General features: G+C 69.3%; 13 protein-coding genes. 2 read left to right on the top strand and 11 right to left on the bottom strand.

Annotated elements, in window-relative coordinates; all coding sequences use genetic code 11:
• The coding region (locus P3W75_RS24070) for an NAD(P)/FAD-dependent oxidoreductase (protein ID WP_276229831.1) at nucleotides 1–1,147 on the bottom strand (1,147 nt) is incomplete at its 3' end.
• Between the two features lie 138 nt (nucleotides 1,148–1,285).
• Here P3W75_RS24070 and P3W75_RS24065 point away from each other — a divergent pair.
• Both P3W75_RS24065 and P3W75_RS24060 read left to right on the top strand, forming a co-directional pair.
• Nucleotides 1,286–2,785, top strand: coding sequence for a PLP-dependent aminotransferase family protein (locus P3W75_RS24065; RefSeq protein ID WP_276229830.1), 1,500 nt, complete (start codon nucleotides 1,286–1,288; stop codon nucleotides 2,783–2,785).
• Between the two features lie 94 nt (nucleotides 2,786–2,879).
• Nucleotides 2,880–4,709, top strand: coding sequence for a hypothetical protein (locus tag P3W75_RS24060; RefSeq protein WP_276229829.1), 1,830 nt, complete (start codon nucleotides 2,880–2,882; stop codon nucleotides 4,707–4,709).
• 43 nt (nucleotides 4,710–4,752) lie between these two features.
• Here the strand turns inward: P3W75_RS24060 and P3W75_RS24055 are convergent, their stop codons facing one another.
• The 10 genes from P3W75_RS24055 to P3W75_RS24010 all read right to left on the bottom strand — a co-directional run bounded on the left by P3W75_RS24055 (nucleotide 4,753) and on the right by P3W75_RS24010 (nucleotide 15,340).
• A complete protein-coding gene (locus P3W75_RS24055; protein ID WP_276229828.1) occupies nucleotides 4,753–4,917 on the bottom strand; it encodes a hypothetical protein in 165 nt (54 codons plus the stop codon).
• A gap of 65 nt (nucleotides 4,918–4,982) precedes the next feature.
• Nucleotides 4,983–5,813 carry a class I SAM-dependent methyltransferase gene (locus P3W75_RS24050; RefSeq protein WP_276229827.1) on the bottom strand — a complete coding sequence of 277 codons (831 nt, stop codon included), beginning with the start codon at nucleotides 5,811–5,813 and terminating at the stop codon, nucleotides 4,983–4,985.
• Nucleotides 5,814–5,914: 101 nt separating this feature from the next.
• Nucleotides 5,915–6,217, bottom strand: coding sequence for a hypothetical protein (locus tag P3W75_RS24045; RefSeq protein WP_276229826.1), 303 nt, complete (start codon nucleotides 6,215–6,217; stop codon nucleotides 5,915–5,917).
• Nucleotides 6,218–6,269: 52 nt separating this feature from the next.
• On the bottom strand, nucleotides 6,270–7,961 hold the full coding sequence (locus P3W75_RS24040; RefSeq protein ID WP_276229825.1) for a hydantoinase B/oxoprolinase family protein: 1,692 nt from the start codon (nucleotides 7,959–7,961) through the stop codon (nucleotides 6,270–6,272).
• Nucleotides 7,962–7,963: 2 nt separating this feature from the next.
• Complete coding sequence (locus tag P3W75_RS24035; protein WP_276229824.1) at nucleotides 7,964–10,009, bottom strand: hydantoinase/oxoprolinase family protein; 2,046 nt, start codon at nucleotides 10,007–10,009, stop codon at nucleotides 7,964–7,966.
• Between the two features lie 60 nt (nucleotides 10,010–10,069).
• Entirely contained in the window at nucleotides 10,070–10,777 is a 708-nt protein-coding gene (locus tag P3W75_RS24030) for a TorF family putative porin (protein ID WP_276229823.1), read from the bottom strand.
• A 144-nt stretch (nucleotides 10,778–10,921) separates the two neighbouring features.
• The gene (locus tag P3W75_RS24025; protein ID WP_276229822.1) at nucleotides 10,922–12,223 is read right to left on the bottom strand and encodes a purine-cytosine permease family protein; all 1,302 of its coding nucleotides are present in this window, start codon (nucleotides 12,221–12,223) and stop codon (nucleotides 10,922–10,924) included.
• 164 nt (nucleotides 12,224–12,387) lie between these two features.
• Nucleotides 12,388–14,178 carry an aminopeptidase P family protein gene (locus P3W75_RS24020; protein ID WP_276229821.1) on the bottom strand — a complete coding sequence of 597 codons (1,791 nt, stop codon included), beginning with the start codon at nucleotides 14,176–14,178 and terminating at the stop codon, nucleotides 12,388–12,390.
• A 3-nt stretch (nucleotides 14,179–14,181) separates the two neighbouring features.
• On the bottom strand, nucleotides 14,182–14,715 hold the full coding sequence (locus tag P3W75_RS24015; protein ID WP_276229820.1) for a peptidylprolyl isomerase: 534 nt from the start codon (nucleotides 14,713–14,715) through the stop codon (nucleotides 14,182–14,184).
• Between the two features lie 136 nt (nucleotides 14,716–14,851).
• Nucleotides 14,852–15,340 carry an Lrp/AsnC family transcriptional regulator gene (locus P3W75_RS24010; RefSeq protein ID WP_276229819.1) on the bottom strand — a complete coding sequence of 163 codons (489 nt, stop codon included), beginning with the start codon at nucleotides 15,338–15,340 and terminating at the stop codon, nucleotides 14,852–14,854.
• Nucleotides 15,341–15,508: the final 168 nt, after the last annotated feature.

Here is a 15,508-nt window from a genome sequence, read left to right as displayed (position 1 = left end):
CCGGCGGGTAGATCCACTGGGTGTTGATCTGCGTCTTCAGCGCCTTGGCCTCGGCGCCGCGCAGCAGCACCTGGCGGTCCCAGCCCTCGCTGTACACCGCGCCCCAGGCACCGAGGTCCAGGCAGGTCACGTACTTCGGCTGGCTGTAGGGGATCGGCGCGACGCCGAGCAGGTCGGCGGCGGCGTTGTTGCCCGCCGAGCGGCCCAGGGCGATGGCGTGCTGGCAGCTCATCAGCGCGAAGTTGCCGAGGTCGTCCGAGGCCGCGTAGGCGGTGTCGCCGCTGGCGTAGATGGCGTCCTGGCCGAGCACCTTGAGGTTGCGGTCGACGTGCAGGCGGCCACGGTTGTCGCGCGGCGCGTCGATCTGCGCGGTGAGCGGCGAGGCCTTCAGGCCGGCGGCCCAGATCACCGTGCGCGCGGCGATGCGCTCGCCGTCGCCGAGGGTCACGCCGCCCTCGTCCACCGACGCCACCGGGGTGCCCAGGCGCCATTCCACGCCGAGGCTGTCGCTGGCCTGGGCGACGATCTCGGCGATGCCCTCGCCGAAGGCCCCGCCGACGCGCTGGCCGGGGTCGACGATCAGCACGCGGATGGCCGCGTCGGCGCCGAGGATGGCGCGCAGTCGCGCCGGCATCTCGGTGGCGCCTTCGATGCCGGTGAGGCCGCCGCCGACCACCACCACGGTGTTGCGCGCCGGGCTGTCGGGCAGCGCGGCCAGCGCCTGCAGGTGCGCTTCGAGCTTGAGCGCGCCTTCCAGGCTGTCGACGTCGAAGGTGTGGCGGTCGATGCCGGCGGCGGCCGGGCGGGCCACCTCGCTGCCGGTGGCCAGCACCAGGCGGTCGTAGTGCAGCTCGCCGGCCTGGCCGGCGTTATCGACATAACCGACCGTGCGCGCCGCGGCGTCGATGCGGTTGGCGCTGCCGCGCACGAAGTCCACGCCCACGGCGGCGAACAGTTCGCCCAGCGGCGCGGTGGTGCTGGCCACGTCGTGTTCGTAGAAGCGCGGGCGGATGCGCAGTTCGGCCTGGGGCGCGAGCAGGGTCACGCCGACGTCGCCACGGGCTTGCAGATCGGCCAGGCGCAGCGCGCTCAGGGCACTCCAGAGACCGCCGAAGCCGGCGCCGACAACCAGAATTCGCTGTTTCATGACTCACTCCTGAAGAGGGGGAAAGAGGGAGGTGCTCGGCGGGCTGCGCCGGACTACGGAGCGAATTCTGCGGGCGACAGTGGACTGTGTATTGATCCATTTCCGGCTAACATGACTGGTCCACTTCAGGAGCCCGTCATGGTCCCGCGCAACGCCGCCCCACTGGTGGTTTCCCTGCCCCTCGGCGCCCCCGAGCCCGGCGTCGGCCTGCAACGCTGGCTGTACGACGCCCTGCGCCAGGGCATCCTCAACGGCCGCCTGCCTGCCGGCAGCCAGCTGCCCAGCACGCGCGCCCTGGCCGAGCACTACGACCTGGCGCGCGGCACCGTGCAGGCGGTCTACCAGCAGCTGATTTCCGAGGGCTACCTGGAGTCGCGCACCGGCAGCGGCACCCGGGTCAGCCCGGCGCTGCCGGACGCCACGCTGAACAGCGGCTACGTGCGGCGCAAGGTCACCCCCGCCGTGACGCCCGTGCCCGCGCCGCCGCAGACGCCGTGGATCGAGCGGCTGAACGCGATCCAGCCGGTCTTCGCCCGTCGCGCGGTGACGCCGGGCACGCGGCCGTTCTTCCCCCATCGCGGCGACGTCAACAATTTCCCCGTCGACCTCTGGCGCAAGCTGCACCTGCACCAGTTGCGCGCCTCGCGCGCCGCCGCCCTGCTCGACGCCGACCCGGCCGGCCTGCCGGCGCTGCGCGAGGCGATCGCCGAATACCTGTTCATCGCCCGTGGCGTGCAGACCTCCACCGATTGCGTGCTGGTCCTCGGCAGCGTGCAGCAGGGCCTGGACCTGGCCCTGCGGCTGTTGCTGCGGCCCGGCGACGCGGTGTGGATGGAAGACCCCGGCTACCCCGGCGCGCGGCAACTGCTGGAAGTCTCCGGGGTGCGCCGGGTGGACGTGCCGGTGGACGCCCAGGGCCTGCAGGTGGACGAAGGCCGGCGCCTGGCGGTCGACGCGCGGCTGGCCTACGTGAGCCCGTCGCGGCAGGCGCCGCTGGGCGTGGAAATGGCCCCGGCGCGGCGCCTGGCGTTGCTGCGCTGGGCCGGCGAGCAAGGCGCGTACATCTTCGAAGACGACTACGACAGCGAGTACCGCTTCATCGCCAAGCCGATCCCGGCGCTGCGTTCGCTACCCGGCGCCAGCACCTCGGTGATCCTCGCCGGAACCTTCAGCAAGCTGCTGTTCCCGGCGATCCGCCTGGCCTACCTGGTGCTGCCGCCACAGCTGGTGGAAAGCTTCACCCGCGCCACCGCCCTCACCGCCCGCCACGCCAACAGCCTGGGCCAGGCGGTGCTCGCCGACTTCATCGGCGACGGCCATTTCGACCGCCACGTGCGGCGCATGCGCAAGCTCTACGCCAGCCGCGCCGAGGCCTTCGCCGAAGCGGCGCAACGCCACTGGCAAGGCCTGATCCGGGTGCCGGAAATCCGCGCGGGGATGGACATCGCCTGCGAACTGGAGCGTGACGACGAGGCCAGCGTCATGGCCCGCCTGGGCGCGGCCGGCATCGACGCCCTGCCCCTGGGCCGCTACTGCGCGCGACCACGCCCGCCGGGCCTGGTGATGGGCTTCGCGCCCTACGACGAAGCCGCCATCGATGACGCCGCCCGCGCCCTGGCAAGCGCCTTGCGCGGCTGACGCCTACCTCGATAGAGCCTGTGATATCTTTTTGCCGCTATCGCCGTGGAGACCACGGCAAGACCCGAATGGACAGAGCAAGGCAGGAGAGGCAATGGCGAAGGAACAACCGGCGTGTGACGAGAAGCTGCTGGCGCAACTGAGCGCGGCAGCGCCAGAGGAAGTGGACGTCCTGGTGGACCTCATCACCGACAACGGCAAGGGGCGCGCCGGCCTCGACGCCGGGACCAAGGAACAACTGGTGATGGCCCGCCACGACCCCAGGGCCGAGCGCTACCCCCTGGAACTGCTGGCGACCCTGGGCGGAGAGCTGCAGGCCTTCGGCGGCCACTCGGCGATGAACCTCGCCCGCCGCGTGCTCGGCCGCTCGGCGGTGCCGTACGCGGAAATCGTCGACGACGTCTACCGCAAGCTCAACGGCAAGGACCCGGCCAGCAAGCCGCTGGAACGCAAGGAGCGGGAAATCGCCCTGGCCCTGTTCGGCGGCCAGTGGCGCAGCCTGCCGGTGGCGGAACGGCGCGACCGCTGTGTCAACGCCAAGGTGCTTTCCGGCACCTTCTCGCTGCGCGAGGCCCTGGGCGAGGAACGTGACGGCTGGTTCGCCGGCCTGTCCACGGCCCAGAGCGCCGCGCTGTTCGGCGCCGCCAGCATGGGCCTGCGCCTGAACCCCGCCGGCCTGCTGGCGACCGCCGGGCTGGGCGTGCAAAGCGCCGTCGCCGAGGCCTACCGCATCACCGTGCCCTTCGTCGCGCAGATGGGCTGGATTCGCCTGCGCCAGAGCGCCCCGGAGAACCGCCCGGCGCCAACCGAAGCAGCCGGGAGCAACCTGCCGCAACCCAGCGCGGCGCTGCACGACCTGGTGCTCGCCGACGAAGCCGGCGGCGCCCTGATGCGCATCAGCGTCTTCGACAAGGCCCCGGAAGCCAGCGGGCGCGCACTGTCGGCGGACCAGGTGAGCGCCCTCAATCCGCTGTTGTCGAACCTGCCCGGCCTCGCCGCCCTGGCCGAGCAGCAACGCGGCAACTACGTACTGTGCAGCCTGCCCATCGAAACGCTGACCAAATCCAGCCAGGGCGACTCGCTGCGGGCCTGGGTCACCGAAGGCAACCGCATCAAGGAGCACGCCCACCTGTTCAGTCCGGACGGGCTGCAGAGCGTCCTGCTCAGCGGCGTGGCCTGGAACGCGCTGTCCTCGGCGGTGGGCCAGAAACACCTGCACGACATCAGCGAGAAACTGACAGCCATCAAGCGCCAGCTCGACGAGGTGACGAAGGCGCTGGAAGACCAGCACAAGAACCAACTGACCAGTGCGGCCAAGTATGTGCAGAGCCTGCTTGATCACCTGCCCGACGACGGCATGGACACTGCGGCCCAGATAAGCCTGGAGAGCAAGCTGACCCAGCTCGAGGAACTGGAGCTGTACTTCCGGGGCAAGATCGACGACGAGTTGAAAAAGGCCGAGGAACTGGAAGTCGGCAAACTGTTCAACGCCGACGCCTCTCGCGGCGCCCTGCTGAAAAGCTTGGCAACGCTACAGACCTGGGTGCAGAGCTACCTGCAATCGACCCAGCTGCGCGTGGTCAGCTACGCCCTGCTGCACAAGGCCAACTCCCTGGCCCGCTATCGCAGCGAAGCCGCCAGGGCACTGAGCGGCCTGGAAACGCTCGCACCGCTGTCCGCCGAAAGCCGCAAGGTCTACAACGCCAAGATGGCCCTGAGCGAATCCCTGCTGTCGTCCTCCAGCGCCCCCCAGAAGGAGCAACTCGCGAACAGCCTTCAGGCGTTGGGTAACGACCTGGAGCGCGGCCCCGTCGATACCCGGCAGCTGTTCCGCACGCTGTTCGACCAGGCCGAGCAGCGCATCCTGCTGGAACTGCGCGATGGCGTGCCGACGGGCGCCCGACTGCTCGACCCGCAGGCCTGACCGGCGCCGCAAGCGAGCGAGCGCGCCCTGCCCGGCCGCAACGTCAGGCCAGCATGGGCGCGAGCAGCTTGGCGGCGACCACCGCGAGCATCGGCGAAACCACCTTCAGCCAGGACCAGTCGACCTGGTGGGTCAGCTTCAGGGTGACGAAGAAGATCAGTACCAGCAGCAATACGTCGAGGTGCCATCCGGTTCGAGCGATGCGCATGTCTCGGACCCTCCGCTCAGGTACCCGCAGCATCCGCCCGTTGCGCTTATCGCTTGCTTAACGCGTCAGGGTTTTCCGGGTTTGACGAAGCGCAAGGTCATGCGGTCCGACTCGCCGATGGCCAGGTACTTGTCGCGGTCGTGGGCGCCCTCGGTCAGGGTCGGCGGCAGGGTCCACACGCCCTTGGGGTAGTCCTTGGTGTCGCGCGGGTTGGCGTTGATCTCGCTCTCGCCGACCAGGGTGAAACCGGCGGCCTGGGCCAGTTGCACCACGTAGGCGGTGGGCAGATAGCCGCTGTCCTTGTCCAGCGCGGTGCCCGGCTTGGCGCGGTGCTCGACCACGCCGAGCGTTCCGCCGGGCTTGAGTACCGCGAAGAAGGCCTGGAAGGTCGCCGCCTGACTGTCGGCTTCGACCCAGTTGTGCACGTTGCGGAAGGTCAGCACCAGGTCGGCCGAGCCCGGCGCGCCGAACACCGGGCGCTGCGGGTCGTACTCGAGGATGTGCGCCTTGCCGTAGCGGGCCGGGTCGGCGGCGAACTTGCGCTTCAGCTTGTCCGCCGATTTCTGTGCGTAGTCGCTGGCGCTCGGCTGGACGATGGCGGCGACGTAGCGCCCATGCTCGCGCAGCAGCGGCGCCAGCAATTCGCTGTACCAGCCATCGCCGGGGGTGATCTCGACCACCGTCTGGCGCTCGCCGAGGCCGAAGAAGCCCAGGGTCTGCCGCGGGTGCCGGTAGCGGTCGCGCGCGCTGTTCTGCGGCAGCCGCCAGTCGCCGTTCAGCACGGCGCTGTATTGGGTGTCGGTGACCGGCACCGCCGGTTCGGCGGCGGCAACGGCGAAACTGGCGCTGGCAACGAGAACGGCGCCGAGGGAGCAGGCAAGGCGAAGTGTCTTCATGGGAATCCCGAGTCGAGGAACGCGATCCGAAACCCTAGCACGGCGACTCGCCTCGGCGCTCGCTGCTGATCGTCCATGCTTATGCCCGGAAGTTCTGAGCCCTAGCTGGCGCTTTCGTCCAGCCCCCGGTTCAACCAGCGCCAGAGCCCCCGGTTCGGGTCGCGCGCCTGCATCTGCCTGCCGTCCTGGTAGACGCAGGCCTGCACTCCACGCGCCAGGTAGACGACCAGCGCGCGGCCGAGAAACTCGAGGTCGAAGCCTGGCCCCGGCGTTTCGCCGCTGACGACGATGCGCAGCACCGAGCCGGGGGCTATCCAGAACTGCAGCGAGTCGGGTTCCAGCACCACGGGCATGCGTCCGCCGGTGCCGTTGGTGAAACTGAACTCGCTGGCGTGCCCGCTCACCTGCGTCCCTCGCCGACGAAGGGCCGGCCACCGCGACGGCCGGCCCCGCCGCTCATGCGTCGAGGTTCCGCGAGCGGTACTGCGGGTACTCCCGCACGGCCTGCTCGCGGGTCAGGTAACCCGCCGCGATGTCGGCCTCGATGGCCACCAGCGCACGCTCCCCCGGCGCGCCCCAGCCGCCGCCGTTGGCGGTGACCAGGCGCAACAGGTCGCCCCGCCGCAGCGGCACCCGGTTGGCGCGGCTGAAGCGCTGCCGGCTGCCGTCGGCACGCAGCACTTCGGCGTAGTTGCAGGTGCCGTCGGCGCCGTCCTCGATACCCCATGGCGGCGTCGAACCGCGTCCGAAGAAGGTCGAGATCCACGCCTTCGCGGAGAGGATGCGGTAGTCCAGCACCACCCCGCGCCCGCCGCGCTGGCGCCCGGCCCCGTGGCCTTCGGCGTTGAAGGCGTACTGCTCGACCAGCACGTCGTAGCAGCGTTCGGTGATCTCCACCGGGATGTTGCTGGTCTCGCCGTTACCGACGCAGAACTGCCCGCTCTCCCCGTCCCGGTCCTCGGCTGCGCCCCAGCCCCCCACCAACGGCTGTACCAGCAGGTATTCCTCGCCGCTGTCGGCGTAGCGCCCGTTGAGCACCATCGAGCACACCGAGCCCAACTGGCCGGCGATCAGCCGGTCCGGCAGCACCGGCGCCAGGGCGCGGCGGATGACATCGGCGGCGGCGACCATCGACTCGAAGTAGGCCGACACCGGCGCCGGGCGCTGCGCCGTGCAGATGGTGCCCGGCGGGCAGACCACCTCGATCGGCCGGAAACAGCCAGCGTTGGCCGGCACGCCTGGCCGCACCACACCCATGAACACCTCGCGGACCGCCGAATGCAGGCCGGCCTCGGTGTTGTTGATCGGCCCCGGCGCCTGCAGGCTGGAACCTGTGAAGTCGACCAGGAAGCGCTCGTCGCTGATCTCGACGCGCACTTTCACGTGGAACGGGCCGTTGCCCAGGCCATCCTCGTCGATCACGTCCTCGGCCTGGAACACGCCCTTGGGCAGCGTCCTCAGGCTCTCCAGGACCATGGCCTGGCCATGCTCGAGCAGGCGTTCGATGGCGTCCAGGGTGGTGGCCTCGCCGTACTTGCCGACGATCGCCAGCAGGCGCCGCTCGCCGACACGCAGTGCCGCCGCGCAGGCGTGCAGGTCGCCGATGGTCATTTCCGGCAGGCGCACGTTGGCCGCGATCAGGTCGACCAGCGCCTGGTTGATGTGGCCCTGCTCGTAGAGGCGGATGGTCGGGAACTGCAGGCCCTCCTGGTAGATCTCGCTGGCGTCGGAGCTGAAGCTGCCCGGGTCCTTGCCGCCGACCTCGGTCCAGTGCGCCTTGTTCGCGGTCCAGGCGATCAGGTTGGGGCCATGGAACACCGGCATGATCATCGACACGTCGGACAGGTGCGTGCCGCCGCCTCCATAGGGGTCGTTGGTGATGAACATGTCGCCGGGGCGGATGTCCTCACGCGGGAACTTCGCCAGGACGCTGCGCACCGCGCCATCCAGGGTGCCGATGAAACCGGGAATGCCGTTGCCCTGGGAGATCAGCTGGCCGCGCGCGTCGGTCAGGCCGATGCCGTAGTCCAGCGCCTCGTAGATGATCGGGCTCATGCTGGTGCGCTTGAGGGCGACGAACATCTCCTCGCCGATGGCCACCAGGGCGTTCTTGATGATCTCGCGAGTGAAGGGGTTGGCGTGGGACATGCTCATGCCTCCTGAGCCTGGATATGGATATGAAGACCGCCGAAAGCGTCGACTTCGACGCGGTCGCCCGGGCGCACCACGGTGGTGGTGGTGGCTTCCTCGATGATCGCCGGGCCGGCGAGGCGCATGCCCGCCAGCAGCGCTTCGCGCCGGTAGATGGGCGTGCTCAGCGGCTGCTCGGGCTCGAACTCGACCAGCCGCTCGCCACGCAGCGCCACCTCGGCGTCGACACCGTTGCACGGGGCCAGCGGGGCGATCGGCGACTTGGGCACCTCGGCGAACGCCACCAGGTGCAGGTTGACCACCTCCACCGGGGCGTCCAGGCGGAAGGTGTAGCTCTGCCGGTGGCGCTCATGGAAAGCCTCCAGCACGCTCGCCAGTTCGCGGCTGGCCAGGGCGACCTTCACCGTATGCTCCTGGCCCAGGTAGCGGGCGTCCAGGTGCCATTCGAAGCGCAGGCTGGCGCGCGCCAGGCCGTCACCGACGAACTCCTCCTCGGCCGCCGCCTGTACCGCCTGGAAGGCCCGCTCCAGTTCGGCCATGCCGGCCTCGTCGAGCAGTTGCAGGTGGGTCTGGATATAGTCGCGGCGCACGTCGAGCATCAGCATGCCCCAGGCCGAGAACACCCCGGCGAAGGGCGGGATGATCACCTTCGGGATGCCCAGCTCGGCGGCCAGCGCGGTGGCGTGCAGGGCGCCGCCGCCGCCGAAGGCCATCAGGGCGAAATCGCGCGGGTCGTAGCCACGGTTCACCGAGATCAGCTTGAGGGCGTTGACCATGTTGGCGTTGGCGATCTGCAGCACGCCGTGGGCCAGCAGCCCGGCGGACACCCCCAGGCGCTGGCCGAGCTCGGCGAAGGCCCGCTCCACCGCGCCCATGTCCGGCTCGATCTCGCCGTTGGCGAAGCCTTGCGGGTTGATCCGCCCGGTGAGCAGGTTGGCATCGGTGGTGGTCGGCGCCCGACCGCCGCGCCCGTAGGCCACCGGCCCCGGCGTGGAGCCGGCGCTTTGCGGGCCGACGCGCAGGCTGCCGGCGGCGTCGACCCAGGCGACGCTGCCGCCGCCATTGCCGATCTCGACGATGTCCACCACCGGCGTCATGATCGGGTAGCCGGCGCTGGTCGGGGTCTTCTCGATCACGTAGTCGTTGCTGATCTCCACGCTGCCCTCGTGGATCAGCGAACACTTGGCGGTGGTGCCGCCGATGTCCAGGGCCAGCAGCTCGCGCTCGCCGATCAGCCGGCCATAGGCCTGGGCGCCGAGCATGCCGCCCACCGGGCCGGACTCCACCAGGCTGATCGGATCGTTCTTCACCGCCGCCAGCGGCGCCAGGCCGCCGTTGGACTTCATGATGTAGGGGGCCGGGCGCAGCCCCTTGTGCGCCAGGTGCCGCCGCAGGTTGTCGAGGTAGGCGCCGGTGGCCGGCATGACGTAGGCCGAGAGCACGCAGGAGTTGCTGCGCTCGTATTCGCGCCAGCCACGGCTGACCTGGTGCGAGGCGATCACCGCGACCTCCGGCCAGCTTTGCTCGATCGCGGCCTGCAGGCACCGCTCGTGCTCCGGGTTGCGGTAGGCATGCAGCAGGCAGATGGCGATGGCCTGCACTTCGGCGCGGCGCAGGGTTTCGAGCAGGCCGGGCAGCTCGTCGAGCGCCAGGGGCGTCAGTACCTCGCCGCGATGGTCGAGGCGCTCGCTGATTTCCAGGCGCAGCTGGCGCGGGACGAAGGGCGGCGGCTTGCGATAGCGTGGGTTGAAGATGTCCGGCGCGTTGCCCCGGGCGATCTCCAGCACATCGCGGAAGCCACGGGTGGTGATCAGCGCGGTCTTCACCCCCTTGCGCTCGGTGAGGGTGTTGATCACCACCGTGGAGCCATGGGCGAAGAAGGCGATGTCGTCGTAGCTCACGCCGCTCTTGGCCACGGCGTCGAGCAGCCCCTGCTCGAAGTTGGGCGGTGTGGTGTCGGCCTTGACGGCGCGGACCACGCCATCCTGCAGGTAGACCAGGTCGGTGAAGGTGCCACCGATATCGGTGGCGACGCGGATTGCCATGGCTTGCTCCGGGTACGGGAAAGAAGGCGCGCCCACCGCGAACGGTCGGCGCGCGGGCGGTCAGAAGGTGTGGGACACGCTGAAGATGAAGCGGCCGTCGTTGCGCAGGTACTCGCCACTGTTGTGGAAGCGCCCGTGGAGGTCGGTGTCGACCCAGCTGAGCTTGGCGTCCAGCGGCCCGAAGCTGCGCTTGAGCGAGACTTCCCAGTTGCTGTACTCGTGGGCGCCGGTGAGCGCGGTCTCGCGGTAGTACTCGCCGAAGGAGTGGCCGGCCATGAAGTACAGGTCGGTCTGCCAGGGCAGGTTGACGGTGTAGTCGGCCGCCACGTAATGCGACGCCAGCGACGAGCTGATCATGTCGTTGGAGTAGTAGTAATAGGCGTTGAAGTTGCCGTACCCGGCGCTGAAGCCCACCTCCGGGTAGTCGATGTTGTAGTGGGTGTCGGGGAAGTAGTAGTAGTAACCGATCACCCCGTAGCGCAGGCCGTTGGCGAACTGGCCGTTGTAGCCGGCGTAGAGGTCCACCTCGATGTCCGCGCCGTCGTCGTAGGGGTCGCCATCCTTGAAGCTGTCGGTGTTGGAAACCCAGGTGCCGGCATAGGCGCCGCTCTCCCCCGCCCAGTCCAGCGTGGCGCTGAGCGCGGGGTCGTTGCCCGAGTAGCCGATGCCGCGCATCTCGTATTCGCTGGTCAGGGCCACGGTGCTGGAAATCTGCGCCTGGGCCGCGCCGCAGCACGCCAGGCCGGCGATAAGAAGGAATCTGTTCAAGCGGATCTGCTCCTGAAGCATTGCTGTTGTTGTCGTCGGATCGGCAGATGAAGGGCGGGCTGGCCCGCCGCGCTGGCCAGCGGGTTTTCGCGGGCAAGGCTTCGCCCGCCGGGTCGAGGCCCGGTGCCCGTGGTTCAGGGGAGGTCAGCCGCGCTCGCGGTGCAGGCGGCCTTGCCCGGCCAGGGCGCCGGCCAGGCGCTGCAGGGCCAGGTAGGCGCCGAGGGCGATTAGCAGCGAGTCGAGGGTCGGCTGGGTGGTCAGCGTCCAGCCTTCATAGGTGGTCATCCAGGCCACCGCGCTGGCCAGGGCCCAGCTCGCCAGCGCCGGCCAGCCGAAGCCCGGCAGGCGCTCGAGGTCCTCGACCTGGTAGCGCTGCCGGCTGAGGAGGAAGAAATCGGCCAGGTAGATGCTCGCCAATGGCGGGATCACGATGCTCAGGGCCAGGATGAAGTCCAGGAAGTGGCTCATGAAGCCGCCCAGGGCCAGGGCGGTGGCGACCAGGCTGCCGAGTACGGTGAGTTTCCAGCTGGCGGCGCGGGTCACGGTGGCCAGGGTCAGCGTCGCCGAGTAGAGGTTGGCGGTATTGGTGATCCAGGTGGAGAACACCAGCACCAGCAGCGCCGGCAGCAGCACGCCGAGCACGGCCATGATCTCCATGATCTCGCCCTTGCCGCTGACGATGGACAGCAGGCCGCCGACCACCAGCACGAAGGGAAAGCCGATGACCATGCCCAGCAGGGTGATCAGCGCGTCGCGGTCGCCACGGGCGTAACGGGTGAAGTCCGGCATCAGCACCGGGGTCAGCACCACCATGCCGATGGTGCTGGAAATCGCCAGGGCCAGGCTGTCGCCACTGCCGGCGAAGCCCGCCAACTGCCCGGGCAGCGCCTTGCCCAGGCCGAGGTAGAGGCTGTACAGCAGGAAAGCGGCCATCAACGGCACGGCATAGATCGACAGGCGATCCAGCCCGCGCAGGCCGAAGATCGCCATCAGGGTCATCAGCAGGCTGCCCCAGAGGCTGTGCAACCACACCGGCGTCTCCAGGCCGAAGGCGTTGTGCAGGGCGCTGCTCAGCGTGCCGCCGAAGATGTCCACGGTGGCGGCGTAGAAGCCCAGCAGGGTCACCGCCATGATCAGGTTGAGCAGCTTCGCGCCATGCCGGCCGAAAGAGAACTGCAGCACCATGTAGGTGCTCAGGCGGCTGCGCACGCCCGCCAGGGCCGTGAGCGCGGCCAGCACCCCGAGCACCGCGCAGACACCGATGAAGACCCAGCACGCGCGCTGGAAGCCGACCTTGGCGGTGACGTCGGCGCCCAGCCAGAACACCGGAAGGGTCATGCCGATGCCGAAGGTGATCAGCGCCAGGCCGTAGCCTGAAACCGTCTCCTCCTGGGGAACGGGCCTGCGGGTATAGCCTTCGGGTACCGAACTTTCAGAATTGCTCATGCTCGCCTCTCACAGGGCAATGCCGGTCCCTCCCGGATCGAGGGTACTCCAGCCAGTCATTGGAATTGTTATGAGGCGCTCGCGAACGCGGTAGGCATCTTATCCTCCGCCGGGAAAAGCAAACTTCGCTTTTGCCGGCGGCGGAACGCAGATCCAACGGATTTTCAGGCCCACGCCGCAGATTCTGCGGCGGCCCCGGTCTTCGCCCGCAACCAGGCCGCCAACGCCGGTTCCAGGTCGGGAGCGAGCCGCTCGCAGACCTCGCGATGGTAGTCGCGCAGCCACTCGCGCTCGGCACGTGACAACTGCTCGAAGTCGATCAGCGCGGGCTCGAACGGCGCCAGGGTGAGGGCGCGGAAAGCCAGGAACCCCGGAAAAAGCGGACACTCGATCACTTCGTAGAGGTTCTCCAGGCGGATGCCCAGCTCGCCGTCGAGGTACAGCCCCGGCTCGATCGACGTGAGCATGCCGGGGCGCAGCGCCACCGGGCTGGCCTGCGCAGCGATGCGCTGCGGCCCCTCGTGCACCTGCAGGTAGCTGCCGACGCCATGCCCGGTGCCGTGGGCGTAGTCCTGCCCGGCCTGCCACAGCACCTGGCGGGCGACCACGTCCAGTTGCCGGCCGCTGGTGCCGACCGGGAAACGGCAGCCGGCCAGGGCGATATGTGCCCGCAGGACCCGCGTGTACAGCTCGCGCTGGCGCGGCCCGGCCGGGCCCACCGCCAGCACCCGGGTAACGTCGGTGGTGCCCTGCGGGTACTGGCCGCCGGAATCGATCAGCAGCAGCTCGCCCTGGTTCAGCGCCGCCGCGGCGCCTGCTTTGGGCAGGTAATGCGGCTGCGCGGCGTTGGCGCCGCAGGCGGCGATGGTGTCGAAGCTCACGCCGCGATAGTCCGCGTCCCGGCATCGGTAGCCTTCGAGGATGGCGGCTACGTCCAACTCGTCCGCCGCGCGAAAATCTTCCGCGCGGGTTTCGAATGCGTGCAGGAAGCGGCACAGCACCAGGCCATCGCGCCGGTGCGCCTCGCGGCTGCCGGCCAGCTCCGCGGCGTTCTTGCAGGCGCGCAGCAATGGCAACGGATGGCTGGCCAGGCGCAGTTCGCAGCCACTGGCGCGAAGCGCCTCGAAGCTGAACGCATTGCAGGACTCCTCGTCGACCCAGACCCGCTCACAGCCGCGCTCGCGCAACGGCGCATCCGGCCGCCGCGCTTGCGCGGGCGGCAGTACGCGCACCCGCTCCGGCAGCCAGCCCGGTGGCAGGTCCAGGCGTGCTGCATCGATGAACCAGTCCAGCGCGCCATCGGCATAGAGCAAGCCGCTGCTGAAGGGCAAGGGGGCGATGGCGATGTCCTGCCCGCGCAGGTTGAGCAGCCACGCCAGCATGTCCGGCGCCGGCAGCCAGAGCGCGTCGCAGGCTTGCTCGCGTAGTTGCACGGCCAGCCGCTGCAACTTGCTCGCGGCCGGCTCGCCGGCCCATTGCAGCGGTTGCGCGACCACCCGGCTGGCCGCCGCCACCGGGCGTCCGAGCCAGCACGCATCCAGCGGATTGTCGCGACAAGCGACCAGCCGCCAGCCGCGCTCGGCGGCCAGTCGCTGCCAGCGGCGCCATTGCGCCACGCTGTGCAGGCGGGCGTCGGCCACCAGGGTGGCGGCGGCCGGCAGCCGGTGCTCCAGCCAGGCGAACAGTTCATCGTCGTCCAGCGCCAGCACTTCCAGCCAGGCCGCGCATTCGCGCTGCGCCTGCAGGCTATAGCGGCCGTCCACCAGCAGCGCGGCGCCGTCCGCCACCACCGCCAGCAGCCCCTGGCTGCCGGTGAAACCGCTCACCCAGCGCAGGCGCTCGTCGGCGGGCGCCAGGTCTTCGTTCAGGTATTCGTCGCTGCGCGGCAGCAGGAAGGCGTCGGCGCCCTGCCCGGCCAGAACCTGGCGTAGTGCATCGAGTCGTTGTCCACCCATGGCTCAGGCACTCCGGTAGGCGCGCAGGATTCGCACCTCGGCCTCGGGCGCGAGGTATTCCTCGGGGCCGGCCGCCGCGAAGATCGCCTCCACCACCGCCATGCCTTCGCACACCTCGCCGAAGGCGGCGAAGCCCAGGCCATCGGGTTGGCGGGCGCCTCCATGGTCGAAATGCGCCTGGTCGCCGATGCAGACGAAGAAGTCGCCCTCGGCGCTGTCGGGGTCTTCGCGGCCCATGGAGAGCGTGCCGTGGCGATGGCTCAGGCCAGTCTGTTGGGTGGTCTCCAGCGGGATCATCGGCAGGTTGTCGGGCGCCAAGGGCCGCGTGCCGCCGTGGATGACGCTGATGCGTACCGGGTCTTCCGGCGTCTGGTTCTGCGGATTGACGATACGGAAGATGCTGCTGCCGTCGTAGCGGCCGGAGTCGACGTAGGCGAGAAAGTTGGCCACGGTCAGCGGCGCGCGATCGGCGTGCAGGCGCACGCTGAATGCGCCCAGGGCAGTTTCCAGGGTGACGCGGTAGTGAGAGGTGGACATGCGGGCCTCGACGGGCGATGGAAAAGCCCCATTGTCGAGGTCACGCCCTGCCGGGGAGGCGGAGTTACCCGCCGTGCGCCGCACAAGCTGCGCGATTTACCCCGCGTCACCGCAGCTTATGCGCCCACCGGCGCCGTCAGTCGCGCCAGATCAGGTTGTCCAGCGGGTAGCCGGCGAACCACTTGGTCTTGTCGAGGATGATGTGGCTGTTGATCTTCTGGATGTTCGGGTCCTCCTCGATCAACTGCTCGCAGAGGCTGTTGAAGTCGCCAACGGTGGAACAGGTGGCCAGGGCGATGTAGTCGTACTCGCCGTCGACCTTCAGGCAATCGACGAACTCCCGGCGCTGGCGGATGTAACGCTCGAACTGCACGCGCAGGTGGGTGGCGTGGTCACGCAGGCGGAACATCACGTAGGCCATGACGTTGATACAGATGGCGTCGAGGTCGATGGAGGCCATGTACTGGCGGATATAGCCGGCCTCCTCCAGCGCCTTGGTGCGCTGCAGGCAGGCGCTGGGCGAAAGGTTGACCTTCTCCGCCAGCTCCAGGTTGCTGATGCGCGCGTTGTTCTGCAGGTGCTCGAGAATGGCCCTGTTGATGCGGTCGAGCTTGAGCCTTTTCATGGATGACTCTCGGTAGGCGCCACGGCGGCGATGACGGTGGCCGGGGGATGGAAAGGCGGCAATTCTGGCAGACGCGGCGGGTGCAGGCCTACCGCAGTTCGAGCGATTCGCCGGCTGCCCGCGAGAACAGCCAGTCGCGGAGCGCCTTCGGCCGTGGCAACCCTGGAC

The organism is Pseudomonas citronellolis (genome assembly GCF_029335315.1).
Taxonomy (GTDB): Bacteria; Pseudomonadota; Gammaproteobacteria; order Pseudomonadales; family Pseudomonadaceae; genus Pseudomonas; species Pseudomonas citronellolis_A.
The sequence above is the reverse complement of the archived record's forward strand: the minus strand, read 5'-3'. Positions and strand labels throughout refer to the sequence as shown.

What these genes read in the sequence shown, in the direction of transcription:
- P3W75_RS24040 (WP_276229825.1), bottom strand. Translation starts at nt 7,961, where the DNA reads ATGTCCCACGCCAACCCCTTCACTCGCGAGATCATCAAGAACGCCCTG.
- P3W75_RS24055 (WP_276229828.1), bottom strand. Translation starts at nt 4,917, where the DNA reads ATGCGCATCGCTCGAACCGGATGGCACCTCGACGTATTGCTGCTGGTA.
- P3W75_RS24015 (WP_276229820.1), bottom strand. Translation starts at nt 14,715, where the DNA reads ATGTCCACCTCTCACTACCGCGTCACCCTGGAAACTGCCCTGGGCGCA.
- P3W75_RS24060 (WP_276229829.1), top strand. Translation starts at nt 2,880, where the DNA reads ATGGCGAAGGAACAACCGGCGTGTGACGAGAAGCTGCTGGCGCAACTG.
- P3W75_RS24035 (WP_276229824.1), bottom strand. Translation starts at nt 10,009, where the DNA reads ATGGCAATCCGCGTCGCCACCGATATCGGTGGCACCTTCACCGACCTG.
- P3W75_RS24025 (WP_276229822.1), bottom strand. Translation starts at nt 12,223, where the DNA reads ATGAGCAATTCTGAAAGTTCGGTACCCGAAGGCTATACCCGCAGGCCC.
- P3W75_RS24020 (WP_276229821.1), bottom strand. Translation starts at nt 14,178, where the DNA reads ATGGGTGGACAACGACTCGATGCACTACGCCAGGTTCTGGCCGGGCAG.
- P3W75_RS24010 (WP_276229819.1), bottom strand. Translation starts at nt 15,340, where the DNA reads ATGAAAAGGCTCAAGCTCGACCGCATCAACAGGGCCATTCTCGAGCAC.
- P3W75_RS24050 (WP_276229827.1), bottom strand. Translation starts at nt 5,813, where the DNA reads ATGAAGACACTTCGCCTTGCCTGCTCCCTCGGCGCCGTTCTCGTTGCC.
- P3W75_RS24065 (WP_276229830.1), top strand. Translation starts at nt 1,286, where the DNA reads ATGGTCCCGCGCAACGCCGCCCCACTGGTGGTTTCCCTGCCCCTCGGC.